The following is a 26,895-nucleotide window of genomic DNA, read 5'->3' on the forward strand; positions in this document are numbered from 1 at the left end:
GGAAAACAGTCATTATTGTGACCCACGATGCTTATGTAGCCCAACAATGTCATCGAATCATTGAATTGTGAAAAATACAGAAATCTTATCAAAAATCTTTAGATTTAAGGATACCTTTAAAATTTAATTTTAAAACACTTATTTGGAAATCGTATGACTCTTAAGCTTCGAATACTTAAGTTCTCATTGTTTTGAGCTATTCTAGCTTTAGAATTCTTCAGAACGTAAAATTTTAAGCAGTCAAAGGCTTAGAATAATCCTAAAACATTTATTTTAAAGCAATTCTAAATGTAGAATTGCATGGATATGTGTGTGTTTGAGCTGTTCGATAGTTTGGACAGCTCTATTCTGAGAAATCTGAGTTATCAATGCTTTAGAATAGTATTTCGTCAATGGATTTTATTGAAGGATTGCTTATTTTATGCTACTCTAAAATAAAACGGATTTAATGGAGCAAATGGAGAATCATTACATGAAACATTTTTTTGCAGGAATTGGTGAGATTCATTTTTTGTCACTTTTATTATATCTAGGCATGTCTACTAGCCCAATTATTGGACTAGTGATTGGACATACTAAAATAAATCTAATAAATTCTATTATTATAGCTCTTGGTATGATATTGGCATTAATTTTGGTATTATCAAGAGTGTATAGAAAATATTTTTATAGAGACGATGATGACTAAAGTTTTTATCAATAAAATCAGAGGTTGGTAGATTATCAGCCTCTTTCTTGTCTTCTCTAACCAAGCATGTTATAATGAATACTGCTCAAGCGACCTTCAATCGTGAAGCACACACGACCTTCAATCGTGAATAAACGAATAGATGGGAGACTTACCATGAGTGATAACTCTAAAACACGTGTTGTCGTGGGGATGAGTGGTGGTGTTGATTCGTCGGTGACGGCTCTTTTGCTCAAGGAGCAGGGCTACGATGTGATCGGTATCTTCATGAAGAACTGGGACGACACAGATGAAAACGGCGTCTGTACGGCGACCGAAGATTACAAAGATGTGGCTGCGGTGGCAGACCAGATTGGCATTCCTTACTACTCTGTCAATTTTGAAAAAGAGTACTGGGACCGCGTTTTTGAGTATTTCCTAGCGGAATACCGTGCAGGACGCACGCCAAATCCAGATGTTATGTGCAACAAGGAAATCAAGTTCAAGGCCTTTTTGGACTATGCCATGACCTTGGGGGCAGATTATGTAGCGACTGGGCATTATGCTCGAGTGGCGCGTGATGAGGACGGCACTGTTCATATGCTTCGTGGTGTGGACAATGGCAAGGACCAGACCTATTTCCTCAGCCAACTTTCGCAGGAACAACTCCAAAAAACCATGTTCCCATTGGGACATTTGGAAAAGCCTGAAGTTCGCAGACTAGCAGAAGAAGCAGGCCTTGCGACTGCTAAGAAGAAAGACTCGACAGGAATTTGCTTTATCGGAGAAAAGAACTTTAAAAACTTCCTCAGCAACTACCTGCCAGCTCAGCCTGGTCGCATGATGACTGTGGATGGACGCGATATGGGTGAGCATGCAGGCCTTATGTATTATACAATTGGTCAGCGTGGTGGTCTCGGTATCGGTGGGCAACACGGCGGTGACAATGCCCCTTGGTTCGTTGTCGGAAAAGACCTAAGCAAGAACATCCTCTATGTCGGTCAAGGTTTCTACCATGATTCGCTCATGTCAACCAGCCTAGAGGCTAGTCAAGTCCACTTTACTCGTGATATGCCAGAGGAGTTTACGCTCGAATGTACGGCTAAATTCCGCTACCGTCAGCCTGATTCTAAGGTGACAGTACATGTTAAAGGAGACAAGGCAGAGGTCATCTTTGCAGAGCCACAACGTGCGATTACACCAGGACAGGCAGTTGTCTTTTACGATGGCGAGGAGTGTCTAGGTGGTGGCTTGATTGACAATGCTTACCGCGATGGACAAGTTTGTCAGTACATTTAGATTGACAAATTTTCTCAATTTGCTACAATAATAAAAGCAATAGAAATGATGGTCAAAGCTCATGGATGTTGCAGGCTTTTTTGTCCTGCACTTCTTTGGAGTTTTGACTGTTTTTGTGTCGTTTAAGGGAAAGGATAAGAATGACTCAGCAAGACTTTAGGACAAAAGTGGAAAATACGGTTTTTGGTGTTCGGGCGACAGCCTTGATTGTCCAAAATCGCAAGCTTTTAGTTACCAAAGACAAGGACAAGTATTACACTATCGGCGGTGCGATTCAAGTCAATGAAAGCACGGAGGACGCGGTAGTCCGTGAAGTGAGGGAAGAACTGGGTGTCAAAGCTCAAGCTGGGCAACTAGCTTTCGTGGTTGAAAATCGTTTTGAACAAGACGGTGTTTCCTATCACAATATCGAGTTTCATTATCTGGTGGATTTGCTTGAAGATGCCCCATTGACCATGCAGGAAGATGAGAAAATGCAGCCCTGTGAATGGATTGACATAGACAAGCTTGAGGGTATCAATCTAGTTCCATCCTTTTTAAAAACAGCCCTGCCAGATTGGGACGGCCAACTAAGACACATTCATCTTGAGGAATAGGAGAGAAAAGGATGGTTAAGCTTATTGCCCATGTACTTGTTCATAGTGGTGATGATTATTTGCTCATTCAGCGTTCGAAAATTAAAAGAGGACAACCCAATGTTTATCCAACTTACTGGGATATTCCTGGTGGCGGGGTTGAAAAGGGTGAACTTCCGCGAGATGGAGCTCTTAGAGAATGTATTGAAGAAGCGGGAGTTAGGCTAGATAGCAGTTCGCTCAAACTTCTTCACGAAGATAGTCAACTGGATACCTCTAAGGATACTGTCTTTACTCGCTTAGTTTATGAAGCAGAGTGGGTTGGGGAGAAGCCAATTATCAGATTAGATCCCGAAGAGCATACACGCTTTAAATGGGTCACTATGAATCAAGCTCTAGAGGAGGAGAAGTTAGTTCCTTATTTGCGAGAAATTTTTGAAAGGTTAAGAAATGACTTATAATTTTACTGAAGAATACGATATTATTGTAATTGGTGCGGGACACGCTGGGGTAGAAGCATCCCTAGCAGCTAGCCGTATGGGTTGTAAGGTTTTGCTTGCGACTATCAACATTGAAATGCTGGCTTTCATGCCTTGTAATCCCTCTATCGGTGGTTCTGCCAAGGGGATTGTCGTGCGTGAAGTTGATGCACTTGGTGGCGAGATGGCAAAAACCATTGACAAGACTTACATCCAGATGAAGATGCTCAACACAGGGAAGGGGCCAGCTGTTCGTGCCCTTCGTGCGCAGGCTGACAAGGAGCTTTACTCTAAGGAGATGCGCAAGACGGTTGAAAATCAAGAGAATCTGACCCTTCGTCAAACCATGATTGATGAGATTTTGGTGGAAGATGGCAAGGTTGTTGGTGTTCGTACAGCTACCCATCAAGAATATGCTGCTAAGGCCGTTATCGTGACGACAGGGACAGCCCTCCGTGGGGAAATTATCATTGGAGACCTCAAGTACTCGTCAGGGCCTAACCACAGCTTGGCTTCTATTAACCTTGCTGACAACCTCAAGGAATTGGGCCTCGAAATTGGTCGTTTCAAGACAGGAACTCCTCCACGTGTCAAGGCTTCTTCTATCAACTACGATGTGACCGAGATTCAGCCAGGAGACGAAGCGCCTAATCATTTCTCATACACTTCACGAGATGAGGATTATGTCAAGGACCAAGTGCCATGTTGGTTGACCTATACCAATGGTACCAGTCATGAGATTATCCAAAACAACCTCCACCGTGCACCTATGTTTACAGGTGTGGTCAAGGGAGTGGGACCTCGTTACTGTCCGTCGATTGAAGACAAGATTGTGCGCTTTGCGGACAAGGAACGCCACCAACTCTTCCTTGAGCCAGAAGGGCGCAATACTGAGGAAGTCTATGTTCAAGGACTCTCAACCAGTCTGCCTGAGGATGTCCAGCGTGACTTGGTTCATTCCATCAAAGGTTTGGAAAATGCTGAGATGATGCGGACAGGTTATGCCATTGAGTATGATATGGTCTTGCCTCATCAGTTGCGTGCGACTTTGGAAACCAAGAAAATCTCAGGACTTTTCACTGCTGGTCAAACAAATGGAACGTCAGGTTACGAAGAGGCAGCAGGCCAAGGGATTATAGCTGGTATCAATGCGGCTTTGAAAGTCCAAGGCAAGCCTGAGTTGATTTTGAAGCGCAGTGACGGCTATATTGGGGTCATGATTGATGACTTGGTGACTAAGGGAACGATTGAGCCTTATCGCCTTTTGACCAGTCGTGCTGAATACCGCCTCATTCTCCGCCATGACAATGCTGATATGCGTTTGACTGAGATGGGACGCGAGATTGGACTTGTGGATGATGAACGCTGGGCTCGCTTTGAAATCAAGAAAAATCAATTTGACAATGAGATGAAGCGCCTAGACAGCATCAAACTCAAGCCAGTCAAGGAAACCAATGCTAAGGTTGAGGAGATGGGATTCAAGCCGTTGACCGATGCAGTGACAGCCAAGGAATTCCTTCGCCGTCCAGAAGTGTCTTACCAAGATGTGGTGGCCTTCATCGGACCAGCAGCAGAGGACTTGGATGACAAGATTATCGAATTGATTGAAACAGAAATCAAGTACGAAGGCTATATTTCCAAAGCCATGGACCAGGTTGCCAAGATGAAACGCATGGAAGAAAAACGCATTCCAGCTAATATCGACTGGGATGACATTGACTCTATCGCAACAGAAGCCCGCCAGAAGTTTAAACTCATCAATCCAGAAACCATCGGCCAAGCCAGCCGTATTTCGGGAGTAAACCCAGCAGATATTTCTATTTTGATGGTGTATCTGGAAGGTAAAAATCGTAGTATTTCTAAAACTCTTCAAAAATCAAAATGATACGTCGTCGGCTTCTTACGAATGAGTTCAAAGCTTGGCTTTGATTCATCTCCAGCCTCCCATAGTTCCCCGAACTATGGGAGCTAACTCAAGTTATGCTTTCGACTAGCCTTCTAGTCTGATTTCGATTTTTATTGAGTTTTAATCTCAAAAGAAAGCATAGAGAAAAACAGCTCCGAAAAATCGGGGCTGTTTTATGATTTATTCTTCATCTGGTGTGAGGATCATAGGGATGATAATCGGTTCACGTTCTGTATTTTCATAGAGGAAGGGGCGAATAGCGTTGACAATGGCACCATTGACAGATTGCACGCTAGCATCCTTGTTTTTCAGTGCGATACGAATTGCATTGAAGAGGATGCGCTGGCTTTGGCGAATCAAGTCGCCAGACTCTCTCATGTAGACAAAGCCTCGACTGAGGATGTCTGGACCAGACAGAATCATCTGCGATTTGAAGTCAACAGTTGCGACTGCCAGAACGACACCGTCTTCAGATAGATCACGACGGTCTTTGAGGACAGCTGCGCCGATTTCACCGATACGATTTCCATCGACATAGATATCTTGGGCGTTGAAGTGACCTGCAATACGAGCTGAGTTAGCAGTAAGGGCAAGCACATCACCATTGCTCATGATAAAGATATTGTCCTTCTCAACACCAGTATCTACCGCAAGTCCAGCATGGACTTTTTGCATGCGGTATTCACCGTGGACAGGCATGAAGTATTTTGGCTTAATCAAGCGGAGCATGAGTTTTTGCTCTTGCTGGCCACCGTGTCCAGATGTATGGATATTGTTAACCTTACCGTGGATAACTTCGACACCAGCTTCAGAAATGATGTTGATCAGCTTGTTGACGCTAGTAGTGTTTCCAGGGATTGGACTAGAAGAGAAGATAACTGTATCACCTGGTTGGAGTTGCACCTGACGGTGGGTTCCGTTAGCGATACGAGAGAGGGCAGCCATCGGCTCACCCTGACTACCTGTACAGAGGATGAGAACCTCGCCTGCAGGGTAGTCTTTGATTTCATTTGGCTCAATAAAGGTTCCCTTAGGAGCTTTGATGTAGCCAAGCTCGATTCCGTTGACAATGGCCTTTTCCATAGAGCGACCAAAGACAGCAATCTTACGTCCAGTCTTAACAGCAGCTTCTGTTGCTTGCTGGAGACGGAAGATATTTGAGGCAAAGGATGCAAAGATGATACGTCCCTCTATGCCTTGGATAATCTTCATGATGGACTGGCCAACGACTTTTTCAGAGTTGGTAAAGGTTGGCACTTCTGCATTTGTCGAGTCAGACAGGAGACAGAGCACGCCTTCTTCACCAAGCGCAGCCATACGGTGCAAATCTGCCGGTTCACCAACTGGTGTTAAGTCAAACTTGAAGTCACCCGTACAGACAATTTTCCCTTGAGGAGTATGAATGACAATCCCTAAAGGCTCTGGAATAGAGTGAGTCGTTCTAAAGAAAGTTGCCTTGAGATTTTTAAAGGTCAACTCAGTGTTGTGGTTGATTTCGTAAAGTTTGGCGTTGCGCAAGAGGCCGTGTTCTTCGAGCTTCCCACGGATCAAAGCCAAGGCAAGCGGTCCAGCGTAGATAGGGACATTTGCTTGCTTGAGCAGGAAAGGAATCCCACCAATGTGGTCCTCGTGTCCGTGCGTAATCAGAACAGCCTTGACGCGGTCGATATTGTCCACGATGTAAGAGTAGTCAGGAATGACATAGTCGATACCTAGCAAGTCATCCTCTGGGAATTTAATCCCAGCATCGACGATGATAATCTCGTCTTGGTATTCAATCCCGTATGTATTTTTCCCGATTTCTCCCAGACCACCGATGGCAAAAACGCCGACTTCTTCAGGTTTAAGAGTATAGGCCATATTAGAACTCCGTAATTTCGAAGGCGCCAGTTTCTTTTTCGTAATCTAGCAATTTGTCAGACAAGAGTTCGATATACTCGATATTGTACTCTGGGCGATTTTCTTCGACAAGTTGGCGAGCAGCGATACGGCCCTCAAGTTCTGAGCTGGCATCGATGTCTAGGTAAAGTGCGCGTGTAGTTTCACGACGTGGGCTACGTTCTTTTGTTTCTTGGTAAAAAACTTTGTAAATCATATAGTTCCTTTCTATTTTACAGGTCAGCTTATTCCAAACTTTTAGCAGATATTTGCTTGATTTCATCCCATTTTGTGTCTAGATTGACCTTGATTCGTTACAATTGTTTCAATTATAACATAAAATGAAAAATTAGTAAAAGACGGAAACGAGAAAGTTAGGAGGCGATCTCTTTAGTAAGCGTTTGCAAAAATAGAGAAAATATGTTATCTTGATAATGGAAGTGGAATTTATCGTTTGTCACAATTCCCTATAGTTTTTAAGTCAAGGAGATTGCCCTATGATTAGTTTGTTTGAATTTGCGATAGGAGTTCGTTTGCTAGCTTTTATCGTTTTTGTTGCTTGCGTTTATGGAGGGAATCTTCTGTTTGCAAAACTAGAACAACGACAAAGCAAGTTCTTGTGGAAAATTACCTTTGTGACTCTTTACTCGATCTTTCTTCTCCTTGTAACCTATGTCGTTTGGTTGGTATTTTACTTTGGATTAAATGCTTAGATGCCCTGCTCATGCTGGGGCATTTTTGTTTGGGGATATAGTGATAGTAGATTTACGACACGAAAATTCCACCCCATCTATCAAGATGAGGTGATCTTTGCATTTTTCTAAAATGACATGACAATGGAATTTTCAGAGCTTATTAGTTTTATGTTAATAATTCTTCTGTTCAAAAATAGAGTTGAAACATAAAAATAAAACAATACAAACAGATAAATCGAATGGTAAAGGGATAGTAGTAATGTTTAAATCATTGAGAATACTGAGCAAACTGTAAGAGATAAAGATAATAAAATTTATCCTTCTAAAAATGTGTCTTTTATCTAGCATGACTTACCAAACTTTTTACGGAGATCTTTCCCAATGGTATAAGCTGCCATAAATAAAGCAATACCAACACCTACACCAAAGCCACCCTTTATTTCTTGCAATTCCTTATTAGAAATTTCACGATAGTTGTTCAAATCTTGCATCATATTAATCTCCTCCTAAAAAATAACCAGCTGCCAAACCAGAACCTATAAGTGCTGTTCCACCTGCAATAGCTTTCCAAGATACTGCTACTCCAAAGATAACCAAGGGAGCGAGACCGCCATCAATATCTGATAATTCATTTTCAGATAGGGATAAAAATTGATTGTCAAGAACGTCAAAATTTGTCATTGAACTTTCCTCCTTTTTTCTTGTTCACTTTTATATTCGTAAAGTAAAAGAAAAAGTGAGCATTTTTTTGAATTTTATTTGCGAATTGTTTTTGGGCTAAGTGTGGGCATTTTTGTTTGGGGATAAAGAAAATTCCCATGTGCCAGCTTTTGTAGTATAATAGTAAGCAGACAAAAAGATAGGAATGTGTTATGAAAGTATTAGCTTTTGATACGTCTAGCAAGGCTCTTTCTCTCGCTATTTTAGAGGATAAGCAGGTTCTTGCCGAGACGACTATTAATATTAAGAAAAATCACAGTATTACCCTTATGCCTGCCATCGATTTTTTGATGGCAAGTTTGGATTGGACACCCAAGGACTTGGACCGAATCGTGGTGGCTGAAGGACCAGGTAGCTACACAGGCTTGCGAATTGCGGTAGCAACTGCCAAGACTTTGGCTCATACTCTGAACATTGAGTTAGTTGGTATATCTAGCCTCTTGGCTATGGTGCCCTACCAACAAGAAGGCTTGTTTGTCCCCTTAATGGATGCGCGTCGCAACAATGTTTATGCAGGATTTTATGAAAATGCTAAATCTGTCATGCCAGAAGCACACTTGCCTTTTGAGCGAGTCATCGAGCTAATCAAGGGTGCTAGTCAGGTAACCTTTGTCGGAGAAGTTGTCTCCTTTGTGGAGCAGATTCAAGAACACTTGCCAAGGACTGATTACAAAGAAACCTTGCCTAATGCAGCCAATCTTGCTCTTTGGGCTTGGGATAAGGAAGCAGACTCCTTGCACGACTTTGTTCCGAATTACCTCAAGCGTGTCGAGGCTGAGGAAAACTGGCTTAAGAACCATACGGAGTCTGGCGAGTCCTACATTAAACGACTATGATAGAAATCAAACGAATCCAACAACAGCCTGATCTAGCTAAAGCCATCTACGCTGTCATGGCAGCTGTTTACCCAGTCAGTCCTTGGACGCTGGAACAAATCCAAGCAGACCTGTCTCAAGACCAGACTTGGTATGCTCTGGCTTATGATGGGGCAGAAGTGATTGGATTTCTAGCTGTACAGGAGAATCTTTTTGAAGCAGAAGTCCTGCAAATCGCTGTCAAAGGAGCCTATCAGGGTCAGGGGATTGCTTCAGCCTTGTTTGCGACATTGCCGGCAGATAAGGAGATTTTCCTCGAAGTCAGAAAGTCAAATCACCGAGCGCAAGCATTTTACAAGAAAGAAAAGATGGCGGTCATCGCTGAGCGAAAGGCCTACTACCATGACCCAGTCGAGGACGCCATTATCATGAAGAGAGAAATAGATGAAGGATAGATATATTTTAGCATTTGAGACATCCTGTGATGAGACCAGTGTCGCCGTCTTAAAAAACGACGATGAGCTCTTGTCCAATGTCATTGCTAGTCAAATTGAGAGCCACAAACGTTTTGGGGGCGTAGTACCAGAAGTAGCTAGCCGTCACCATGTCGAGGTCATTACAGCCTGCATCGAGGAGGCGTTGGCAGAAGCAGGGATTACCGAAGACGATGTAACAGCTGTGGCGGTTACCTATGGGCCAGGATTAGTTGGAGCCTTACTAGTTGGTTTGTCAGCTGCCAAGGCCTTTGCTTGGGCACATGGACTTCCACTTATCCCTGTTAACCACATGGCTGGCCACCTTATGGCCGCTCAGAGTGTGGAGCCTTTGGAGTTTCCCTTGCTAGCCCTCTTGGTCAGCGGTGGACACACAGAGTTGGTTTATGTTTCTGAGGCTGGTGACTACAAGATTGTTGGGGAAACGCGAGATGACGCGGTTGGGGAAGCCTATGATAAGGTAGGCCGTGTCATGGGCTTGACCTATCCTGCAGGTCGTGAGATTGACGAGCTAGCTCATCAGGGACAGGATATTTATGATTTTCCTCGTGCTATGATTAAGGAAGATAATCTGGAGTTTTCATTCTCAGGTTTGAAGTCTGCCTTTATCAATCTTCATCACAATGCTGAGCAAAAGGGAGAAAGTTTGTCTACAGCGGACTTGTGTGCTTCCTTCCAAGCGGCAGTTATGGATATTCTCATGGCAAAAACTAAGAAAGCTTTGGAGAAATACCCTGTTAAAACTCTTGTCGTGGCAGGTGGTGTGGCAGCCAATAAAGGTCTCAGAGAACGCCTAGCAGCCGAAATCACAGATGTCAAGGTCATCATTCCCCCACTTCGTCTCTGCGGAGACAATGCAGGTATGATTGCCTATGCCAGCGTCAGCGAGTGGAACAAAGAAAACTTTGCAAACTTGGACCTCAATGCCAAACCAAGTCTTGCCTTTGATACCATGGAATAAAGAGTCAGCTTAAGGCTGGCTTTTTTGCTCTCTTAAATGTCAGAATATTTTGACAAATAATTGTAAATAATGATATAATATATAAAGAATAGGAAGTGGTCAGATGATTGAGAGAATGGAATTGGGAGAATTTTACAAGGAATTGCGCTTAGCGAGAAAGCTCAAGCAGTCAGATGTGGCTTGTGTTGGTCTAACAGCCTCTCAGTTGTCCAAGTTTGAACTAGGGCAGTCTATGCTATCTGCGGACAAGCTGATCTTAGCCATCCAAGGAATCAATATGAATTTTGATGAGTTTGGGCACAAGCTCAACAACTATCAAGAATCCCCACATATGCGAATTGGTAGAAGGGTTGTGGATCGCTTTGCCCATCAAGATATGGCTGGCTTAGAGCAACTGTTGGAGGAAGTCGAGCAAGAACAGATGGCGCAGACCTATCGTCGTTTGAATGCTATTGTGATTAAAAATGCCATCCATTCCTTAAATAAGGGCTATCCGCTAACAGAGGAGGATAGGGAGTTTTTGACCACCTATCTCTATGCTATCGAGTCTTGGACCTGGTTTGAACTCTATCTCTTTTGCAATACCATGCCCTTCTTGAGCAACCAAGATTTGATATTTTTATCAACCGCTTTAATTGAAAAATCCAAAGAATTTAAAGAGTTAGTGCACAATCGATGGTATATGAAAAGTGGTTATCTTAATATCATTTCAGAACTTATGGAGCGCAAGTTATTTTCTTATATTCCAATCTTTGAAGCTGAGCTGGAGAGCATGTTGCGACCATATGATGTTTTTGAAAAAGTATTGTGGCAGTTTTTAAAGAAAATGCAGATTTTCCTTCAAACCAAAGGAAACAATCAAAAAGAGATTGAACACTTTATTCAATCTCTGCAAGTATTAGAAAATCCACAATTGATAGCCCTTTTTGAATTGCGTTTGCAGCAATACAAAGAGCTTATCGATTAGTTAGAAATGGGAAAAATATAATAATATCAGCAACGATTGTTAATAATGTTAAAACTTGTTTTTTCATAGTTGCTCCACTCCTTAATTAGTAATAACTTTATTATACCAGGGAAATAATCAAATCTACTAAAATCGCAAATCTGAAATTTCTATAAGAAAAAATATCAAATATGCGATTTTCTAAAATAAGCCAATTTCCGTGTTATACTGTTCTTGTAAAACACTTGAAGCAAATCCTAGGTCGCAGAAGTGGTTTATAGATGGGAATTCGGACAGTAGACAGTATATGTTTAATTCTGAGCATACTGTAAATAGCTGGACTAAAAGTGAAACTTGGCGTCCTAGATAAAATGAGGTAAACGATGGAAAAACAAAGTCAGTTACAAATTCTAATTCATTCCCTGTACAATAATAAAGAAATTAGCTTGACGGAAGAATTTAGGAAGCAATTGCTGGAAACAGCGAAACAGTTTTCTAGTACTAGTGAAGATTTGTTAGCTGCACGTCTCTCATTTGCCGTCTCTAAAGAATTATTGGGCTTTAAAGGTGAACCGCCGACAGAGTTGTTGGATTTAGCAAAAATTGTCCAAAAGAAAGAAGCTAAATACAAGCAGGGAATAGTGTGGTCTGGTATTTTTAAGATATGATTCATTATAAATACGGTATAACATCGTATAATGGATGAATCTAAAATGAAAAAGAATATAAGCAAGGCTTGGACCTCAATGCCAAACCAAGTCTCGCTTTTGATACGATGGAATAAAATGGAGTCTGTCTGATTACAATCAGCAGACTTTTTTCTCTTTCTTGAATGTGTTATAATAGTCCATGCTGTGGCTGGAGCCTTTTCAGCCCATTTATTAAGACAATATGAGGAGAAAGATGAAAGAAAAAGGATTTTGGGAGGGGGCGCAGGCAGCCATGCCAACGGCCCTTGGTTATGTCAGTATTGGCCTTGCCTGTGGGATTATCGGTGCGCCCTATGTGACACCTGTTGAGATGGGCTTGATGAGCCTCTTTGTTTATGCTGGGAGTGCCCAGTTTGCCATGTTGGCCTTGATTGCAGTGCAGGCTCCTGTGGCTGCCATTGCTATGACGGTTTTTTTGATTAATTTGCGTCTCTTTTTGTTGAGTTTACACGCATCGACCTATTTCCGTCATACCAGTCTTTGGCACAATATCGGTATGTCTAGTATCTTGACGGATGAGACTTATGGCGTTTTGATGGGCGAATTGGCCCATGCAGACAAGGTCAATCCTATGTGGATGCACGGAAACAATCTCAACAGCTATGTGGCTTGGTTTGTGGGAACAGTGGTTGGAACGGCTCTGGGTGGTCTGCTACCAAATCCAGAAATCTTTGGTTTAGACTTTGCTTTGGTTGGGATGTTTATCGGCATTTTTGCTTCGCAATTCCAGATTATGCAAAGACGGATTCCTGTCCGCAATCTGCTCATTATCCTAGCAGTTGTTGCGGTGTCCTTCTTTTTACTCTTGACAGTGGTGTCTCAGTCACTAGCTGTTCTGTTTGCAACGCTACTTGGTTGTACAATGGGGGTGGTTTTAGATGGTCAGTAAGTATCTTTTATTAGCAGTTATTTTCTCTGGTCTTGTGACTTGGATTCCCCGTATGATTCCCTTCATCTTGGTCAAGTATAAGGGCTTGCCTGCAATCGTTGAGCGTTTTTTGAAGTTCTTGCCCGTTTCTATTATCTTTGCCTTGATTCTGTCAAGCGTAGTGACAGGTAAGGTTGGGAGCCTTCCTCAAATTAAATGGCTAGACTTCTTAGCCGTCTTTCCAACAGCTTGGGTAGCCTTCCGCTACCGCAATCTAGTCGGAACAGTTCTCTTTGGAGTTGTCTTGATTGCCGTCCTGCGTTTACTATTTTAAATGGGCTATAAAGAAAATCTATCACAGATATAGATATCATATAATGGCGTAAATGGTCTTTTTCTGTTAAGATTATAAGGTATTCTATTTTGGAGGAAATGACATGAAAAAAATCGTTAAATATTCATCTCTTGCTGCCCTAGGGCTTGTTGCTGCAGGTGTGCTAGCAGCTTGCTCAGGTGGTGCTAAGAAAGAAGAAGCAGCTAGCAAGAAAGAAATCATCGTAGCAACTAACGGATCACCAAAACCATTTATCTATGAAGAAAATGGTGAATTGACAGGTTACGAGATTGAGCTTATTCGTGCTATTTTTAAAGACTCAGACAAGTATACTGTCAAGTTTGAAAAGACAGAGTGGTCAGGGATTTTCCCAGGACTTGATAGCGATCGTTACCAAATGGCCGTTAACAACCTCAGTTATACCAAAGAACGTGCAGAGAAATACCTCTACGCAGCGCCAACTGCTAAAAACCCTAACGTTCTTGTTGTGAAGAAGGACGACACTAGCATTAAGTCTCTTGATGATATCGGTGGAAAATCTACTGAAGTCGTTCAAGGAACAACCTCAGCTAAACAATTGGAAGCATACAACACAGAACATGCGGATAATCCAACTGTCCTTAACTACACTAGAGCTGACTTCCAACAAATCATGGGACGCTTGAGCGATGGCCAGTTTGACTACAAGATTTTTGATAAAATCGGTGTTGAGACAGTTATCAAGAACCAAGGTTTGGACAACTTGAAAGTGATCGAACTTCCAAGCGACCAACAACCTTACGTTTACCCACTTCTTGCTAAAGGTCAAGATGAGTTGAAAACATTTGTAGACAAACGTATCCAAGAACTTTACAAAGACGGAACGCTTGAAAAATTGTCTAAACAATTCTTCGGCGACACTTATCTACCAGCAGAAGCTGATATTAAATAATTTCTTGAAATCATCCATTCTGAGTAAGGTGGGTGGTTTCTCAGTTTTTAGGGATATAGTTTTAAACTATATATCTGACTATCTAATAACAATTTGTGAAATAAAACAAATTGTGAGATACTAGTACGGTATTATTTTTAAGGAGAAAGAATCATGAAAATCAAAAAATGGCTTGGTGTAGCAGCCCTTGCTACAGTCGCAGGTTTGACTCTTGCAGCTTGCGGAAACTCAGAAAAGAAAGCAGACAATGCAACAACCGTTAAAATCGCAACTGTTAACCGTAGCGGTTCCGAAGAAAAACGTTGGGACAAAATCCAAGAATTGGTTAAAAAAGATGGCATTACCTTGGAATTTACAGAGTTCACAGACTACTCACAACCAAACAAGGCAACTGCTGATGGTGAAGTAGACTTGAACGCTTTCCAACACTACAACTTCTTGAACAACTGGAACAAAGAAAACGGAAAAGACCTTGTAGCCATTGCAGATACTTACATCTCTCCAATCCGCCTTTACTCAGGTTTGAATGGAAGTGACAACAAGTACACTAAAGTTGAAGACATCCCAGCAAATGGAGAAATCGCTGTACCGAACGATGCTACAAACGAAAGCCGTGCGCTTTACTTGCTTCAATCAGCTGGCTTGATTAAATTGGATGTTTCAGGAACTGCTCTTGCAACAGTTGCTAACATCAAAGAAAATCCAAAGAACTTGAAAATCACTGAATTGGACGCTAGCCAAACAGCTCGTTCATTGTCATCAGTTGACGCTGCTGTTGTAAACAATACATTCGTTACAGAAGCAAAATTGGACTACAAGAAAGCACTCTTCAAAGAACAAGCTGATGAAAACTCAAAACAATGGTACAACATCATTGTTGCGAAAAAAGATTGGGAATCATCACCTAAGACTGATGCTATCAAGAAAGTTGTTGCAGCTTACCATACAGATGAAGTGAAAAAAGTTATCGAAGAAACATCAGACGGTTTGGATCAACCAGTTTGGTAATAAGAAACAGGGAGGTGGGAGAGAGAATTCCACCTCTTACTTTTGTATAGAGCATGGATTGTAAAGAAGACTATAGTTTCATAGAAAGGTAGAGAGAATATGGTTTTTCCTAGCGAACAAGAACAGATTGAAAAATTTGAAAAGGATCATGTAGCCCAGCATTATTTTGAGGTTTTGCGTACCTTAATTTCTAAGAAGTCGGTCTTTGCCCAGCAGGTTGGACTTAAGGAAGTCGCAAACTATCTGGGTGAGATTTTCAAGCGTGTGGGGGCTGAAGTGGAGATTGATGAGACTTACACGGCGCCTTTTGTCATGGCGCATTTCAAGAGTTCACGTCCAGATGCCAAGACCCTGATTTTCTATAACCACTATGACACTGTGCCAGCGGACGGAGATCAGGTCTGGACAGAGGATCCCTTTACGCTTTCGGTGCGCAATGGTTTCATGTATGGACGTGGGGTTGATGACGACAAGGGTCATATCACAGCTCGTTTGAGTGCTTTGAGAAAATATATGCAGCACCATGATGATTTGCCTGTCAATATCAGCTTTATCATGGAGGGTGCGGAGGAATCGGCCTCGACAGACCTAGATAAGTATCTGGAAAAACATGCGGATAAACTCCGTGGGGCGGATTTGTTGGTCTGGGAACAAGGGACCAAAAATGCCTTGGAACAGCTAGAAATTTCTGGTGGAAATAAGGGGATTGTGACCTTTGATGCCAAGGTGAAAAGCGCTGATGTCGATATCCACTCGAGTTATGGTGGGGTTGTGGAATCAGCTCCCTGGTATCTCCTTCAAGCCTTACAGTCTCTTCGCGCTGCAGATGGCCGTATCTTGGTTGAAGGCTTGTACGAAGAAGTACAAGAGCCAAATGAACGAGAAATGGCCTTGCTAGAAACTTATGGTCAACGAAACCCAGAGGAAGTCAGTCGGATTTATGGATTGGAGTTGCCTCTCTTACAGGAGGAGCGGATGGCCTTTCTAAAACGTTTCTTTTTCGAGCCAGCGCTTAATATCGAAGGGATTCAGTCAGGTTATCAAGGACTAGGAGTCAAAACGATTTTGCCTGCAGAAGCCAGTGCCAAGCTAGAGGTTCGTCTGGTTCCGGGCTTAGAACCGCATGATGTTCTGGAAAAAATTCGGAAACAGCTAGACAAAAATGGCTTTGATAGGGTAGAATTATACTATACCTTGGGAGAGATGAGCTATCGAAGCGATATGAGCGCGCCAGCCATTCTCAATGTGATCGAGTTGGCCAAGAAATTCTATCCACAGGGCGTTTCAGTCTTGCCGACTACGGCAGGTACTGGGCCTATGCATACGGTCTTTGATGCCCTAGAGGTGCCTATGGTAGCCTTCGGTTTAGGAAATGCCAATAGCCGAGACCACGGTGGAGATGAGAACGTGCGAATCGCCGATTATTACACCCATATTGAATTAGTAGAGGAGCTGATTAGAAGCTATGAGTAGAGATATTATCAAGTTAGATCAGATCGATGTGACTTTTCACCAAAAGAAGAGAACCATCACAGCGGTCAAGGATGTGACCATTCACATCCAAGAAGGGGATATCTACGGAATCGTTGGATATTCTGGAGCAGGGAAATCAACCCTTGTACGGGTGATTAACCTCTTGCAAAAACCATCTGCAGGGAAAATTACCATTGACGACGATGTGATTTTTGATGGTAAGGTGACCTTGACGGCCGAGCAGTTGCGTCGTAAACGTCAGGATATCGGGATGATTTTCCAGCATTTTAACCTGATGAGCCAAAAGACAGCAGAGGAGAATGTAGCCTTTGCCCTAAAACACTCTGGACTTAGCAAGGAAGAAAAGAAGGCTAAAGTAGCCAAGCTGTTGGACTTGGTTGGCTTGGCGGACCGTGCTGAAAACTACCCTTCACAATTATCTGGAGGGCAAAAACAGCGTGTAGCCATTGCGCGTGCCTTAGCAAATGATCCGAAAATTTTGATTTCAGATGAGTCAACGTCTGCCCTTGACCCTAAGACAACCAAGCAGATTTTGGCCTTGTTGCAAGATTTGAACCAAAAATTAGGATTGACGGTTGTCTTGATTACGCATGAAATGCAGATTGTCAAAGACATTGCCAACCGTGTGGCAGTTATGCAGGACGGACATTTGATTGAAGAGGGTAGTGTCCTTGAAATCTTCTCAGACCCTAAACAACCTTTGACTCAAGACTTTATCTCAACAGCTACAGGTATTGACGAAGCCATGGTCAAAATCGAGAAGCAAGAAATCGTGGAACACTTGTCTGAAAACAGCATTTTGGTGCAGCTCAAGTACGCAGGTGCTTCAACAGACGAGCCACTTTTGAATGAATTGTACAAGCGTTACCAAGTAACAGCTAATATCCTCTATGGGAATATCGAAATTCTCGATGGTACTCCTGTTGGAGAATTGGTTGTGGTCTTGTCAGGTGAAAAAGCAGCGCTAGCAGGTGCCCAAGAAGCCATTCGTCAAGCAGGTGTACAGCTAAAAGTATTGAAGGGAGGACAGTAAGATGGAATCATTGATTCAAACCTATTTGCCAAATGTCTATAAGATGGGCTGGGCTGGTCAAGCAGGCTGGGGAACAGCCATCTACCTAACTCTTTATATGACAGTTCTGTCCTTTATCATCGGAGGTTTCTTGGGGCTAGTGGCAGGCCTTTTCCTTGTCTTGACAGCGCCGGGTGGTGTTTTGGAAAATAAAGTTGTTTTCTGGATTTTGGATAAAATCACCTCTATTTTCCGTGCGGTTCCCTTTATTATTCTCTTGGCAGTCTTGTCACCCTTCTCTCATCTAATCGTAGGAACAAGTATCGGACCAAATGCGGCTATCGTACCCCTATCTTTTGCAGTCTTTGCCTTTTTTGCCCGTCAGGTACAGGTTGTCTTGGCTGAACTGGATGGCGGTGTCATTGAGGCGGCTCAAGCGAGCGGAGCGACATTCTGGGATATCGTGGGTGTTTACCTATCAGAAGGTCTTCCAGATTTGATCCGTGTGACAACTGTGACCTTGATTTCCCTTGTTGGGGAAACGGCTATGGCTGGTGCGGTTGGAGCTGGTGGTATCGGTAACGTAGCCATCGCTTATGGATTTAACCGCTACAATCACGATGTGACCATCTTAGCAACCATCATTATCATTTTGATTATCTTTGCGATCCAATTCTTGGGAGACTTCTTGACCAAGAAATTGAGCCATAAATAAAGAGATCTAGGCAATCTGTACATCATTCATAGGAGTTGTCGTTATAGTCAAGACTTGAAATTTTCTGTACTGGTTGCTATCAACCGTTACTTTTATGAGTTAGAGAGTTAAGAATTGTGGGGAGTCAATATGCAAAATCTGGGAGAAGTTTTTAAAGAATTGAGAAAGAGTCGGAATGTATCTCTACAGGAGGCGACGGGAGGAGAGTTTACTTATTCCATGCTGAGCAAATTTGAGCGTGGAGAAGCAGACCTATCATCTATGAAATTAATTACTGCCTTAGATAACATCCACTCTGATTTGAATGAATTTATGTACTTGGTACGTGGTTTTTCTCAGAAAAAGGTTTTGGCTTTTCAAGAAAATCTTTGGGATTTATATGACAGAGAAGGGATTGATTCTCTCCATTCCTTGTATGAAGAGACGACTCAAAAGTATAGATCAAGTGGTGAAACAAGCTATCTTTTACAAATGATTCGTATCAAAAGCCTTCTTGTGTTTTTTGATTCAGAAATAAGAGCAACGGATGAAGAACTGACTTTTCTCTATGACTATTTTTTTACTATTGACATCTGGGGAAATTATGAATTGGAATTATTTTCAACGATTTCTACTTTGTTCCCTCTGCCCCTCTATTTTAAATATTCTAGGGAGATGTTACAAAAGACGGATTTATTAGGCTCTTTACCGAGTAACAAAGTTGGTATTGACACCATTTTAATTAATGGACTCTTTAAAGCGATAGAGGAAAAGGATAAATTAAAAGCAGATTATTTTATCTTTCAGATTGAAAAACGAGAATTGCCAGAATCTCAAGCCTATCTTAAAATCATTTATATGATTGCTAAAGGGTATTATGATACTATTTTTAAATTAGAAAATAAGGGTCTTGAAAAAATCCAGAGAGGCATTACAATCTTACAAGATTTAGAGTATATAGATAGTGCAAGATACTATGAAAACTATTTTGCAAATCAGCTCTCAAATGAAGATTTGTAATATATTCTCATTACATCGATTGACGAAAAATAAATAGTCTTGTAGATGGATTGATAATTAGTAGTTTCTAGGCTCTAGAGTTTCTATTTGCAGAAAAAAATATATTACAAAAAAGTGGGGAGTCCCGCTTTTTTGTTAGACTGGATTCAATAGAATACTCTTTGAAATGTGAGAAAGGCCTGTTATGAAACTATTCTTAAGACATCATTTATTTAGGATACTGACCTTATCGAGGTTTTTAAGCTCAAGTGGAGCTTATATTTATAATCTGGTATTTATCGTTTATGCTGCGAGTCTACCCTTTAAAAATATAGCTGTATTTATGGCTAATATGATTACGATTTTACCTTTCCTATTTACTTTTTATGTTGGGATTAAGGCTGATCATACTCGGAATAAAGCAGGGACAATTATCTGGGTTGGTTGTGTGCAAAGTCTACTATTTCTTTTGATTGCTAGTGTGATTCATGATCAGAACTTCGTGACGTTTGCTTTTATCTGTATGGTTAATATCTGTTCAGATATTTTATCGGATTATACAGCAGGCCTTCGTATGCCGATTATCCAGCATAATATTTCGGAAGATAAGCTCTATGAAGCTTATTCCTTTACTCAGTTTGTTTCCTATTTATCAAATCTAGGAGGTCAAGCCTTAGGAGTGTGGTTACTCACAACAAGCCATCAAGATTTTTCTTTTGTTGCAATTGTGAATGCTGGCTTCTTTTTACTATCTTCTCTCATTTTGTTCAAAAATAGAAGAGAATTGACGCATTTGTCTGTAACGGTAGAGAATGAGCCTATTAGTTTACTTCAACAAGTTAAGGCAATCTATGCGGACATGGATAATATATTTAGACAGAGAGAAAGTAAATCATTGCTTAAAATGATTCTTGTCATTTTGGTAATGAATACTTTGGGAGGAGCTGTTGGAGGTATTTATCATTTTTACTTATTAGACCATACTATCTATCATCTCAGCTATGCTCAGGCCCTATTTTTAATCGAATGTGTCAGCTTGGGAGGAGCTATTCTTGGTAGCCTAACTCCCCATGATTATTTTGGGAAATGGTCTTTTTCAAGTTTGCTATCGCTCAATGCAATTATGTTTGTCTTGCTTGCTACTGCTAATATTTTAGATTTTTCTCCTCTAGTAGGTGTTGCTTGCTTAGCTTTTGTCATGTATTTGATGTCGAAATCAATGCCTAAATTAGATACTCTGTTATTGTCTAACTTGAGCGCGGATGTATTAGCTAGAAGTAATAATCTTTTGAGTATGATTTTTTCCCTAACATTACCTTTGGGGATGTCTGTATTTTCCTTCTTAGCTTTACAAGATATCAGGCTTTGTTGGTGGGTCTTTTTGGTAGTGAGTATGATAGGACTCATTTTATCCCTAGAAAAAAGAAGTTTTTCGGGTAAAAAATGTTAACCTAGGAAAATCAGGCTTATTAGAAGGTCTTCCAGATTTGATCCGTGTGACAACTGTGACCTTGATTTCCCTTGTTGGGGAAACGGCTATGGCTGGTGCGGTTGGAGCTGGTGGTATCGGTAACGTAGCCATCGCTTATGGATTTAACCGCTATAATCACGATGTGACTATCTTGGCAACCATTATTATCATTTTGATTATCTTTGCAATTCATACTCAATGAAAATCAAAGAGCAAACTAGGAAACTAGCCGCAGGCTGTACTTGAGTACGGCAAGGTGACGTTGACGTGGTTTGAATTTGATTTTCGAAGAGTATCAATTCTTGGGAGACTTCTTGACTAAGTCTTGAGCCATAAATAAAAAAGAGCCGCCTGGCTCTTTTTTAGTAATCAGATTTTCTGTGCAAATTTTTTACTCAAGGCTTGTCCAATCAAGGCACCCACTAGGGCTCCGATGACAACACTTGCGATAAATAAAAGGATGGTTCCAGGATTTGGCGCAACCATGATACGGTCGATATATTCTTGTGATTTTCCTCTTGCCAGAAGAGTAGCCATATAGGTTTTGGGAGCAATCCACATGAGTAGAATTGGTCCAGATGTGCTAAAAGCGAAAATAACGAAAGAAAGGAAATTCTTTGTTTGGTCCTTGTATTTTCCTAAATGAGCTATTCCATCTGCTAGGAGGCCACAGATAATTCCAGGAAGGAAGGCACCAGCACCGTGTTTAGATCCCAAGAAAAAGAGGGCCATGACAAGGCCGATAGTGGTAATGGCTCCAAAGCGCGGAACTTTTGCGACTAGGATCATATAGACGCTACCGCCGACAAGAGCAGTAAAGGCAGGCGCATAAAACATATTTCCAGTTTGGTCAAGGGGATTGCCCAAAAGGACACCAATCCCCATGCAGAGGAAGTAAAGAACTGCAAAAAGCAGTGTAGTTAAGATAGATTTTTTCATGAATTGTCTCCTGATAATTTTTTCACAATTCTCATTGTACCACGGTTTGATGGGATTGTAAATGGGCGCTAGAATTTTTTGAAAACGCTTGAAATATGATATAATAGTTTCATAGTTAATTTTAGGAGGATATCATGGGTAGATTTTTAGACTTTGTCTTTAATCGTTTCTTTTCAGGGATGATTGCGACAGCCTTCTTTTGGCTATTAACCTTGGCAGGAGGAATTATCCTTGGTTTAGCGCCAGCTAGTGCCACCTTGATGAGCCTGTATGCAGAACATGGTTATAGCTTTCGTGAATACAGTTTGAAGGAGGCTTGGTCTCTTTATAAGCAAAATTTCGTCCCCAGCAACCTGATTTTCTATAGCTTTTTAGGAGTGGATTTAGTTTTGGTTTATGGCTTGTATCTCTTGGTGCAATTGCCTCATCAGACCATTATTCATTTGATTGCGACCTTTTTGAATGTCTTAGTAGTTGCCCTGATCTTTTTGGCTTATACAGTATCTTTGAAATTACAAGTTTATTTTGATTTGTCCTATCGAAATAGTCTCAAACTATCCTTGATTGGCATCTTTATGAGCTTAGCGGCTGTGGCCAAGGTTCTCCTTGGGACAGTGCTACTTGTGGCAATTGGTTACTATATGCCTGCTCTACTCTTCTTTGTAGGAATTGGGATGTGGCATTTCTTTATCAGTGATATGTTGGAACTGGTCTATGAAAGCATCCATGAAAAATTGGCGACAAAATAGAATGAAGCAGTTTTGGCTACATACGCTTCTAAGAACCTACAGTTCAGTTATGATGATTATTATTGCGAGTTTTGCAATTTTACTCTCCTATGCTGATTGGGATTCACGGGAAAAGGAAGCTCAGAGAGTAGCCCAGCGTGTAACCACTCGAACAGTCGAAGAGGTGGAATATTATTACCGCGAATCAGCCCAGTTAGCGCAAGATTTAGTAGCCAATCAAGACCGTATACAAGGGGTTTATAAGTACTTTAGCCTGTCAACTTCTGAGTATTTTTATTGGCTGTTGGAGCATCAAGCGACTTCGTCAACTTCTATTTCTCTGTATGAAAATATTGATGATCTTTATGTTAAAAATGACTATATAACGGGTGTTGCAATCGTCTTGCAGAACTTTAAAGAAGTTTATGTTTCTAGCAGAAATGAGAGAGGTGGCCATACGGTACTTGCGGAAGATTTTAAACCGGAGGCCAATAGTTTTGGAATTCCTGTTCTGGATCCAGCAACGGATCAATCTATAGGAGTGATATACATTTCCTTGGATCCAGAAGTTTTATATCATGCCATTGACAATACCCGAGGTCATATCCCGATGGCTGTTACCGTGACATCGCCTTTTGATACGGAGATTTTTCATATTGGTGAGAGGGTCACTAGGGAACATGAGAACTGGTTTGTTGGTGTGACCTCTCATGGCTATCAGGTTCAGGTGGCAGTTCCCAAAAACTTTGTTTTACAAGGAACGGTGACCAGCTCTGCTTTGATTGTGGGCTTGAGCCTTCTCTTTATTATCATTCTTTATCTGACTTTGAGGCAGACCTTTGCTAACTACCAAAAGCAGGTAGTGGATTTGGTGGATTCCATTCAAGCTATTGCCCAAGGAGAGGAAGGTCTTCGTATTGACACAATTGAAAAGGATCAGGAATTGCTCTTAATCGCAGAGACCACCAATGATATGTTGGATCGATTGGAAAAGAATATCCATGATATTTACCAGTTAGAACTTAGTCAAAAAGATGCCAATATGCGAGCCTTGCAGGCTCAGATTAATCCCCACTTCATGTACAATACTCTGGAGTTCTTGCGCATGTATGCAGTCATGCAGAGTCAAGATGAGTTGGCAGATATCATTTATGAGTTCAGTAGTCTCTTGCGTAACAATATTTCTGACGAAAGAGAGACCCTTCTCAAACAGGAATTAGAATTTTGCCGTAAATACAGCTATCTCTGCATGGTTCGCTATCCCAAGTCCATTGCCTATGGTTTCAAGATAGATCCAGAGTTAGAGAATATGAAGATTCCTAAGTTTACCTTGCAACCGCTGGTAGAAAATTATTTCGCGCATGGTGTTGACCATAGACGGACAGATAATGTGATTAGCATCAAAGCCCTTAAACAGGATGGTTTTGTGGAAATTTTAGTGGTAGATAATGGTAGAGGAATGTCGGTTGAAACACTAGCAAATATTCGAGAAAAATTAAGTCAGAGACATTTTGAACACCAAGCCAGCTACAGTGCCCAAAGGCAGTCTATCGGGATTGTCAATGTACATGAGCGTTTTGTGCTCTATTTTGGGGACCGCTATGCCATTAGTGTAGAGTCTGCAGAGCAAGCAGGTGTTCAGTATCGTATTACAATTCAAGATGAGTAGAAAGGGAGAAAATGTATAAAGTATTATTAGTAGATGATGAGTACATGGTGACAGAAGGTCTGAAACGCTTGATTCCCTTTGATAAGTGGGATATGGAGGTTGTCGCAACAGCCAGTCATGCCGATGAAGCCCTAGAATATGTTCAGGAAAATCCTGTCGATGTGGTCATTTCCGATGTCAATATGCCCGACAAAACAGGGCTTGATATGATTCGAGAGATGAAAGAAATTTTACCAGATGCAGCCTATATCCTGCTTTCAGGTTATCAGGAGTTTGATTATGTCAAAAGAGCAATGAACCTTAGTGTGGTGGACTATTTGGTCAAGCCAGTAGATAAGGTAGAGTTGGGAAATCTGCTGGAGAAGATTGCAGGTCAGCTCGGCGAGAGAGGAAAGAAAAGTCAGACCCTCAGTCAAGATTTAGACGAGGCTGGATTTGTTAGTTATCTAGGAGGTAAGGAGAATTGGTGGATAGGCCTATCCAAGGAAAAACAAGGCTCTTTCACCATTCCCTACTATGTATTGGGTCAAGACTGGCAGATTTTTATTTCTGATCAATCCCTAGATGGTTTAGTCGTTACTCCCTTTGAAGCTCCTTATCAAGAACACTTTGAACGCTGGAAGCTGAATGCTGAGAAAGCCCTCTTTTACGGTTCTGTAAATCTAAAACAGTCTGAGAGTCTCTTTGCCTATTACGAACCGATTTATCGGGTTATCATTCAGGGGAATCTCAATCAAATCGTGGAAGAGTTGAACCTCTTGGAGAAGGTAGTTCTTGAAAATACACCCCGTGTTCCGATTACCAAACAGCTTTTTATCCAGTTTGTCATGGATGTTTTCCACTTGTTTGAACATCTCAAAGCTGATGACATGACAGACATTGTCAAAACCATTCATGCTATTCAATCATTCGATGAACTGGTTACTTATATCAAGGAAACTCTGACCCGATTCTTTGGGCAATATCGTATGAATGAAAATGTGGTCAGTGTGCTGGAAGTCATTGGGCGTGATTATCAGAAAGAACTTTCGCTCAAGGATATAAGTAAGGATCTTTTTATCAATCCTGTCTATCTAGGTCAGTTGATTAAGCGTGAAACCAATTCGACCTTTGCTGAATTGCTCAATAAACAACGCATTAAGGCTGCCCAACAACTCTTGCTTTCGACTAGTGACAGTATCGAAGATATTTGTTATGCTGTTGGTTACAGTAACGTTGGATATTTCTATAAAGTGTTCCGAAAATTGTGCGGAAAGTCTCCCAAAGCCTACCGAAAACAGGTAGAAACTATACTATAAGACTTGTATTCCCTTACAAAAGGTGCTATAATATAAATAATAATATCAGGAGGTTCTATCATGAAAAAGAAACCGATTTATCTATGGGTCTTGCTAATCTTGTCTGCCCTTATTTCAGTTCCGTCTCTGTTTGGGATTGTGAGTCCCTTGCCTAGTAAAGAAGCCCTTCGTGCTGCTCAGAAACAAGTTGCAGGGGTCAGTGCTCAGCAATTAGAAGACCAGCTTAATTACAACTATAGAGTAGCAGAAGCATCTCATTCTATTTTTAATGTTGCTTTGATTGTGCTATCTGTTATTTTAGTGGTCGTAGCGATTGTCTTCCTTATTCGTAAGAATTTGCAATATGCAAACTATACTTACGTTGGCTATGTTTTGTTAGCTATTATTGGTTCGATTTATACCTATGTAACTTTGCAAGACGCGGTGCAGTTGGTTCAAGATGAGACCATGCGTTTGACAATGAGTATTGGTTCAAAAGCTGTCGGCATTTTCTATATTGTCATCAATGTTCTTTTCCTAGCCCTTGTCTTCTATAAGATGTGGCGTCAACAAAAAGCCTTGGCTGAAGAAGAGGAAACAGAAGAAGTTGCTTAAGTATTGACAAAAAAGAGCTATCAAGTTACAATCTTGGTAGTTCTTTTTCGATTATAGATAAAATCATGGAGGAAAATATGAAGACAATTTCTTTAGTTTATATTAGTCTGAGTGGCAATACTGAAAGTTTTGTGACGCGCTTGAAAGACTATATCTTGTCCCAGTACGAGGGGATTGAGGTCCAAAAGATTCATATCAAAGATTTGGTCAAAGAAGGCCACGATTTCTATGAAATGGACCACCCTTACGTCGCCTTTCTACCGACCTACCTTGAAGGTGGAAATGGTGTGGACAACGGAGATGTTGAGATTTTGACGACACCCGTTGGGGATTTTATCGCCTATGGTGACAATGCTAGTAAGTGTTTTGGTGTGGTTGGTTCAGGAAATCGTAACTTTAATAACCAATACTGCCTGACAGCCAAGCAATACAGTCAACGTTTTGGTTTCCCTGTATTGGCTGACTTTGAAATGCGAGGCATGCTGGGAGATATCAAACATGTCGCAGCGATTATCGCAGATTTGTATGAGTTGGAAGAGGCTGGGACAAAAGTCTAACCTTAAATATAAAAAGCGAACAAAACGAGTTATCTGAAACTTAGAATTCTGTTTTGTTCGTTTTTTTGTCTAACCTATCGATTTTATACTCAATGAAAATCAAAGAGCAAACTAGGAAGCTAGCCGTAGGCTGTACTTGAGTACGGCAAGGCGA

Annotated in this window: 30 protein-coding genes and 2 pseudogenes; 27 read left to right on the plus strand and 5 right to left on the minus strand. The window is 41.4% G+C overall.

The features are described from left to right. The 6 genes and pseudogenes from RWO85_RS06295 to mnmG all read left to right on the plus strand — a co-directional run. Positions 1-71 (plus strand): annotated as a pseudogene (locus RWO85_RS06295) (ABC transporter ATP-binding protein); the annotation flags it as partial. A 401-nt stretch (positions 72-472) separates the two neighbouring features. Further along, on the plus strand, positions 473-688 hold the full coding sequence (locus RWO85_RS06300; RefSeq protein ID WP_314414747.1) for a hypothetical protein: 216 nt from the start codon (positions 473-475) through the stop codon (positions 686-688). A gap of 156 nt (positions 689-844) precedes the next feature. Then, positions 845-1,966 (plus strand): tRNA 2-thiouridine(34) synthase MnmA, encoded by a 1,122-nt coding sequence (gene mnmA, locus RWO85_RS06305; RefSeq protein WP_001282953.1) that lies wholly within the window; start codon positions 845-847, stop codon positions 1,964-1,966. Positions 1,967-2,106: 140 nt separating this feature from the next. Then, positions 2,107-2,562 (plus strand): NUDIX hydrolase, encoded by a 456-nt coding sequence (locus RWO85_RS06310; protein WP_314414749.1) that lies wholly within the window; start codon positions 2,107-2,109, stop codon positions 2,560-2,562. Positions 2,563-2,573: 11 nt separating this feature from the next. Further along, entirely contained in the window at positions 2,574-3,002 is a 429-nt protein-coding gene (locus RWO85_RS06315; protein WP_314414752.1) for an NUDIX hydrolase, read from the plus strand. Beyond that, a complete protein-coding gene (gene mnmG / locus RWO85_RS06320; RefSeq protein ID WP_078238064.1) occupies positions 2,992-4,905 on the plus strand; it encodes a tRNA uridine-5-carboxymethylaminomethyl(34) synthesis enzyme MnmG in 1,914 nt (637 codons plus the stop codon). The genes RWO85_RS06315 and mnmG overlap by 11 nt, the downstream gene beginning before the upstream one ends. 201 nt (positions 4,906-5,106) lie before the next feature. Here the strand turns inward: mnmG and rnjA are convergent, their stop codons facing one another. Both rnjA and RWO85_RS06330 read right to left on the minus strand, forming a co-directional pair. Next, the gene (gene rnjA, locus RWO85_RS06325; RefSeq protein ID WP_000331995.1) at positions 5,107-6,786 is read right to left on the minus strand and encodes a ribonuclease J1; all 1,680 of its coding nucleotides are present in this window, start codon (positions 6,784-6,786) and stop codon (positions 5,107-5,109) included. A 1-nt stretch (position 6,787) separates the two neighbouring features. Further along, positions 6,788-7,021, minus strand: coding sequence for a DNA-dependent RNA polymerase subunit epsilon (locus tag RWO85_RS06330; RefSeq protein WP_000639572.1), 234 nt, complete (start codon positions 7,019-7,021; stop codon positions 6,788-6,790). 280 nt (positions 7,022-7,301) lie between these two features. On the opposite strand from RWO85_RS06330, the gene RWO85_RS06335 reads away from it, so the two are divergent. Beyond that, the gene (locus RWO85_RS06335) at positions 7,302-7,517 is read left to right on the plus strand and encodes a hypothetical protein (protein ID WP_125410835.1); all 216 of its coding nucleotides are present in this window, start codon (positions 7,302-7,304) and stop codon (positions 7,515-7,517) included. Between the two features lie 323 nt (positions 7,518-7,840). On the opposite strand, the gene cibB is transcribed toward RWO85_RS06335, so the two are convergent. Together cibB and cibA are read right to left on the minus strand one after the other, a co-directional pair. Further along, positions 7,841-7,993, minus strand: coding sequence for a fratricide two-peptide bacteriocin subunit CibB (gene cibB, locus RWO85_RS06340; RefSeq protein WP_314414754.1), 153 nt, complete (start codon positions 7,991-7,993; stop codon positions 7,841-7,843). Between the two features lies 1 nt (position 7,994). Beyond that, positions 7,995-8,180, minus strand: coding sequence for a fratricide two-peptide bacteriocin subunit CibA (cibA, locus tag RWO85_RS06345; RefSeq protein ID WP_000180841.1), 186 nt, complete (start codon positions 8,178-8,180; stop codon positions 7,995-7,997). 191 nt (positions 8,181-8,371) lie between these two features. On the opposite strand from cibA, the gene tsaB reads away from it, so the two are divergent. From tsaB to RWO85_RS06420, 15 genes and pseudogenes are all read left to right on the plus strand, one after another. Continuing rightward, positions 8,372-9,055: a tRNA (adenosine(37)-N6)-threonylcarbamoyltransferase complex dimerization subunit type 1 TsaB gene (gene tsaB, locus RWO85_RS06350; RefSeq protein WP_314414756.1), complete on the plus strand. Its 684-nt coding sequence runs from the start codon at positions 8,372-8,374 to the stop codon at positions 9,053-9,055. Next, positions 9,052-9,489, plus strand: coding sequence for a ribosomal protein S18-alanine N-acetyltransferase (rimI, locus tag RWO85_RS06355; RefSeq protein WP_314414759.1), 438 nt, complete (start codon positions 9,052-9,054; stop codon positions 9,487-9,489). Before tsaB ends, rimI begins: the two co-directional genes overlap by 4 nt. Further along, positions 9,479-10,489 (plus strand): tRNA (adenosine(37)-N6)-threonylcarbamoyltransferase complex transferase subunit TsaD, encoded by a 1,011-nt coding sequence (gene tsaD, locus RWO85_RS06360; RefSeq protein WP_314414761.1) that lies wholly within the window; start codon positions 9,479-9,481, stop codon positions 10,487-10,489. Before rimI ends, tsaD begins: the two co-directional genes overlap by 11 nt. Before the next feature lie 103 nt (positions 10,490-10,592). Next, the gene (locus RWO85_RS06365) at positions 10,593-11,456 is read left to right on the plus strand and encodes a MutR family transcriptional regulator (protein ID WP_314414763.1); all 864 of its coding nucleotides are present in this window, start codon (positions 10,593-10,595) and stop codon (positions 11,454-11,456) included. Positions 11,457-11,818: 362 nt separating this feature from the next. Beyond that, a complete protein-coding gene (locus RWO85_RS06370; RefSeq protein WP_314414765.1) occupies positions 11,819-12,103 on the plus strand; it encodes a hypothetical protein in 285 nt (94 codons plus the stop codon). Positions 12,104-12,338: 235 nt separating this feature from the next. Then, entirely contained in the window at positions 12,339-13,034 is a 696-nt protein-coding gene (locus RWO85_RS06375) for an AzlC family ABC transporter permease (RefSeq protein WP_078135725.1), read from the plus strand. After that, positions 13,024-13,347, plus strand: a complete 324-nt coding sequence (locus RWO85_RS06380) for an AzlD domain-containing protein (RefSeq protein WP_023945155.1) — start codon at positions 13,024-13,026, stop codon at positions 13,345-13,347. The genes RWO85_RS06375 and RWO85_RS06380 overlap by 11 nt, the downstream gene beginning before the upstream one ends. 103 nt (positions 13,348-13,450) lie before the next feature. After that, positions 13,451-14,278: an amino acid ABC transporter substrate-binding protein gene (locus tag RWO85_RS06385; protein WP_314414767.1), complete on the plus strand. Its 828-nt coding sequence runs from the start codon at positions 13,451-13,453 to the stop codon at positions 14,276-14,278. A gap of 153 nt (positions 14,279-14,431) precedes the next feature. Continuing rightward, complete coding sequence (locus RWO85_RS06390) at positions 14,432-15,286, plus strand: MetQ/NlpA family ABC transporter substrate-binding protein (RefSeq protein ID WP_314414769.1); 855 nt, start codon at positions 14,432-14,434, stop codon at positions 15,284-15,286. Between the two features lie 99 nt (positions 15,287-15,385). Further along, positions 15,386-16,759, plus strand: coding sequence for a M20/M25/M40 family metallo-hydrolase (locus RWO85_RS06395; RefSeq protein WP_050142626.1), 1,374 nt, complete (start codon positions 15,386-15,388; stop codon positions 16,757-16,759). Next, the gene (locus RWO85_RS06400) at positions 16,752-17,813 is read left to right on the plus strand and encodes a methionine ABC transporter ATP-binding protein (protein ID WP_000085663.1); all 1,062 of its coding nucleotides are present in this window, start codon (positions 16,752-16,754) and stop codon (positions 17,811-17,813) included. The genes RWO85_RS06395 and RWO85_RS06400 overlap by 8 nt, the downstream gene beginning before the upstream one ends. A gap of 1 nt (position 17,814) precedes the next feature. Further along, positions 17,815-18,507, plus strand: coding sequence for a methionine ABC transporter permease (locus RWO85_RS06405; protein WP_000444647.1), 693 nt, complete (start codon positions 17,815-17,817; stop codon positions 18,505-18,507). Between the two features lie 129 nt (positions 18,508-18,636). Further along, on the plus strand, positions 18,637-19,506 hold the full coding sequence (locus tag RWO85_RS06410; protein WP_314414771.1) for an Rgg/GadR/MutR family transcriptional regulator: 870 nt from the start codon (positions 18,637-18,639) through the stop codon (positions 19,504-19,506). 184 nt (positions 19,507-19,690) lie between these two features. Further along, entirely contained in the window at positions 19,691-20,935 is a 1,245-nt protein-coding gene (locus tag RWO85_RS06415; protein WP_314414773.1) for a transporter, read from the plus strand. 16 nt (positions 20,936-20,951) lie between these two features. Further along, positions 20,952-21,158 (plus strand): annotated as a pseudogene (locus tag RWO85_RS06420) (ABC transporter permease); the annotation flags it as partial. Positions 21,159-21,325: 167 nt separating this feature from the next. On the opposite strand, the gene RWO85_RS06425 reads toward RWO85_RS06420, so the two are convergent. Then, positions 21,326-21,895 carry an MptD family putative ECF transporter S component gene (locus RWO85_RS06425; protein ID WP_314414776.1) on the minus strand — a complete coding sequence of 190 codons (570 nt, stop codon included), beginning with the start codon at positions 21,893-21,895 and terminating at the stop codon, positions 21,326-21,328. A gap of 134 nt (positions 21,896-22,029) precedes the next feature. Between RWO85_RS06425 and RWO85_RS06430 the strand changes: the two genes are divergently transcribed. The 5 genes from RWO85_RS06430 (at position 22,030) to nrdI (ending at position 26,741) form a co-directional block, all read left to right on the plus strand. Next, positions 22,030-22,644, plus strand: a complete 615-nt coding sequence (locus tag RWO85_RS06430; protein ID WP_314414778.1) for a DUF624 domain-containing protein — start codon at positions 22,030-22,032, stop codon at positions 22,642-22,644. Next, positions 22,622-24,292: a sensor histidine kinase gene (locus RWO85_RS06435; RefSeq protein WP_314414779.1), complete on the plus strand. Its 1,671-nt coding sequence runs from the start codon at positions 22,622-22,624 to the stop codon at positions 24,290-24,292. Before RWO85_RS06430 ends, RWO85_RS06435 begins: the two co-directional genes overlap by 23 nt. 11 nt (positions 24,293-24,303) lie before the next feature. Beyond that, positions 24,304-25,590: a response regulator transcription factor gene (locus RWO85_RS06440; RefSeq protein WP_314414782.1), complete on the plus strand. Its 1,287-nt coding sequence runs from the start codon at positions 24,304-24,306 to the stop codon at positions 25,588-25,590. A 60-nt stretch (positions 25,591-25,650) separates the two neighbouring features. Beyond that, positions 25,651-26,184 carry an ABC transporter permease gene (locus tag RWO85_RS06445; protein WP_314414784.1) on the plus strand — a complete coding sequence of 178 codons (534 nt, stop codon included), beginning with the start codon at positions 25,651-25,653 and terminating at the stop codon, positions 26,182-26,184. Between the two features lie 77 nt (positions 26,185-26,261). Further along, a complete protein-coding gene (gene nrdI, locus RWO85_RS06450; protein WP_314414786.1) occupies positions 26,262-26,741 on the plus strand; it encodes a class Ib ribonucleoside-diphosphate reductase assembly flavoprotein NrdI in 480 nt (159 codons plus the stop codon). The last annotated feature ends 154 nt before the right edge of the window (positions 26,742-26,895 follow it).

Origin of the sequence: uncultured Streptococcus sp., assembly GCF_963521865.1 — a bacterium.
In the GTDB taxonomy this organism is placed as follows: domain Bacteria; phylum Bacillota; class Bacilli; order Lactobacillales; family Streptococcaceae; genus Streptococcus.

What these genes read in the sequence shown, in the direction of transcription:
- RWO85_RS06300 (WP_314414747.1), top strand. Translation starts at nt 473, where the DNA reads ATGAAACATTTTTTTGCAGGAATTGGTGAGATTCATTTTTTGTCACTT.
- mnmA (WP_001282953.1), top strand. Translation starts at nt 845, where the DNA reads ATGAGTGATAACTCTAAAACACGTGTTGTCGTGGGGATGAGTGGTGGT.
- RWO85_RS06310 (WP_314414749.1), top strand. Translation starts at nt 2,107, where the DNA reads ATGACTCAGCAAGACTTTAGGACAAAAGTGGAAAATACGGTTTTTGGT.
- RWO85_RS06315 (WP_314414752.1), top strand. Translation starts at nt 2,574, where the DNA reads ATGGTTAAGCTTATTGCCCATGTACTTGTTCATAGTGGTGATGATTAT.
- mnmG (WP_078238064.1), top strand. Translation starts at nt 2,992, where the DNA reads ATGACTTATAATTTTACTGAAGAATACGATATTATTGTAATTGGTGCG.
- rnjA (WP_000331995.1), bottom strand. Translation starts at nt 6,786, where the DNA reads ATGGCCTATACTCTTAAACCTGAAGAAGTCGGCGTTTTTGCCATCGGT.
- RWO85_RS06330 (WP_000639572.1), bottom strand. Translation starts at nt 7,021, where the DNA reads ATGATTTACAAAGTTTTTTACCAAGAAACAAAAGAACGTAGCCCACGT.
- RWO85_RS06335 (WP_125410835.1), top strand. Translation starts at nt 7,302, where the DNA reads ATGATTAGTTTGTTTGAATTTGCGATAGGAGTTCGTTTGCTAGCTTTT.
- cibB (WP_314414754.1), bottom strand. Translation starts at nt 7,993, where the DNA reads ATGATGCAAGATTTGAACAACTATCGTGAAATTTCTAATAAGGAATTG.
- cibA (WP_000180841.1), bottom strand. Translation starts at nt 8,180, where the DNA reads ATGACAAATTTTGACGTTCTTGACAATCAATTTTTATCCCTATCTGAA.
- tsaB (WP_314414756.1), top strand. Translation starts at nt 8,372, where the DNA reads ATGAAAGTATTAGCTTTTGATACGTCTAGCAAGGCTCTTTCTCTCGCT.
- rimI (WP_314414759.1), top strand. Translation starts at nt 9,052, where the DNA reads ATGATAGAAATCAAACGAATCCAACAACAGCCTGATCTAGCTAAAGCC.
- tsaD (WP_314414761.1), top strand. Translation starts at nt 9,479, where the DNA reads ATGAAGGATAGATATATTTTAGCATTTGAGACATCCTGTGATGAGACC.
- RWO85_RS06365 (WP_314414763.1), top strand. Translation starts at nt 10,593, where the DNA reads ATGATTGAGAGAATGGAATTGGGAGAATTTTACAAGGAATTGCGCTTA.
- RWO85_RS06370 (WP_314414765.1), top strand. Translation starts at nt 11,819, where the DNA reads ATGGAAAAACAAAGTCAGTTACAAATTCTAATTCATTCCCTGTACAAT.
- RWO85_RS06375 (WP_078135725.1), top strand. Translation starts at nt 12,339, where the DNA reads ATGAAAGAAAAAGGATTTTGGGAGGGGGCGCAGGCAGCCATGCCAACG.
- RWO85_RS06380 (WP_023945155.1), top strand. Translation starts at nt 13,024, where the DNA reads ATGGTCAGTAAGTATCTTTTATTAGCAGTTATTTTCTCTGGTCTTGTG.
- RWO85_RS06385 (WP_314414767.1), top strand. Translation starts at nt 13,451, where the DNA reads ATGAAAAAAATCGTTAAATATTCATCTCTTGCTGCCCTAGGGCTTGTT.
- RWO85_RS06390 (WP_314414769.1), top strand. Translation starts at nt 14,432, where the DNA reads ATGAAAATCAAAAAATGGCTTGGTGTAGCAGCCCTTGCTACAGTCGCA.
- RWO85_RS06395 (WP_050142626.1), top strand. Translation starts at nt 15,386, where the DNA reads ATGGTTTTTCCTAGCGAACAAGAACAGATTGAAAAATTTGAAAAGGAT.
- RWO85_RS06400 (WP_000085663.1), top strand. Translation starts at nt 16,752, where the DNA reads ATGAGTAGAGATATTATCAAGTTAGATCAGATCGATGTGACTTTTCAC.
- RWO85_RS06405 (WP_000444647.1), top strand. Translation starts at nt 17,815, where the DNA reads ATGGAATCATTGATTCAAACCTATTTGCCAAATGTCTATAAGATGGGC.
- RWO85_RS06410 (WP_314414771.1), top strand. Translation starts at nt 18,637, where the DNA reads ATGCAAAATCTGGGAGAAGTTTTTAAAGAATTGAGAAAGAGTCGGAAT.
- RWO85_RS06415 (WP_314414773.1), top strand. Translation starts at nt 19,691, where the DNA reads ATGAAACTATTCTTAAGACATCATTTATTTAGGATACTGACCTTATCG.
- RWO85_RS06425 (WP_314414776.1), bottom strand. Translation starts at nt 21,895, where the DNA reads ATGAAAAAATCTATCTTAACTACACTGCTTTTTGCAGTTCTTTACTTC.
- RWO85_RS06430 (WP_314414778.1), top strand. Translation starts at nt 22,030, where the DNA reads ATGGGTAGATTTTTAGACTTTGTCTTTAATCGTTTCTTTTCAGGGATG.
- RWO85_RS06435 (WP_314414779.1), top strand. Translation starts at nt 22,622, where the DNA reads ATGAAAAATTGGCGACAAAATAGAATGAAGCAGTTTTGGCTACATACG.
- RWO85_RS06440 (WP_314414782.1), top strand. Translation starts at nt 24,304, where the DNA reads ATGTATAAAGTATTATTAGTAGATGATGAGTACATGGTGACAGAAGGT.
- RWO85_RS06445 (WP_314414784.1), top strand. Translation starts at nt 25,651, where the DNA reads ATGAAAAAGAAACCGATTTATCTATGGGTCTTGCTAATCTTGTCTGCC.
- nrdI (WP_314414786.1), top strand. Translation starts at nt 26,262, where the DNA reads ATGAAGACAATTTCTTTAGTTTATATTAGTCTGAGTGGCAATACTGAA.